Raw genomic sequence first — 404 nt, 5'->3', positions numbered from 1 at the left:
TAGCCATATCATCGGCTCGCGCAGCACGCCGACTTCGTCCGGCGCTGCCGTCTGGCGCATCACGATCGCCAGATCAAGGCCGCCAGACTGCAGCGCCTGCGCCAGCTCGGCGGAACGGCCGACCCGCAGTTCGATCCTGACGCGCGGATGGCTGCCGGCGAAGGCACGCAGCAGATCCGGCAGGCCGCTGTCGGCGAAATCCTGTGTCGTGCCGATGGCAACGCGCCCGGCAGCGCGGGCGCCCTTCAGCGCCAGCCAAGCCTCGCGATGGGCGGCAAGAATGCGCTTGGCGTGGCCGACGAGATCCTCACCCGCCGGCGTCAGACCACGTCCCCGCCCTTGCGGCGCCAGCAGCGGCTCACCGACGATTTCCTCCAGCCGCTGCATCTGGGCGGTCACCGCCG

General features: G+C 70.8%; 1 protein-coding gene. It reads right to left on the bottom strand.

The window, feature by feature from the left end:
• Positions 1-404, bottom strand: a 404-nt coding sequence (locus tag EN914_RS38155; protein ID WP_245497965.1) for a LysR substrate-binding domain-containing protein, incomplete at both ends; no start/stop codon positions are given.

The sequence above is a fragment of the Mesorhizobium sp. M7A.F.Ca.CA.001.08.2.1 genome (genome assembly GCF_003998455.1).
Classification (GTDB): Bacteria; Pseudomonadota; Alphaproteobacteria; order Rhizobiales; family Rhizobiaceae; genus Mesorhizobium; species Mesorhizobium ciceri.
Note: the sequence above shows the minus strand (reverse complement) of the source record. Positions and strands in the feature narration are given on the sequence as shown.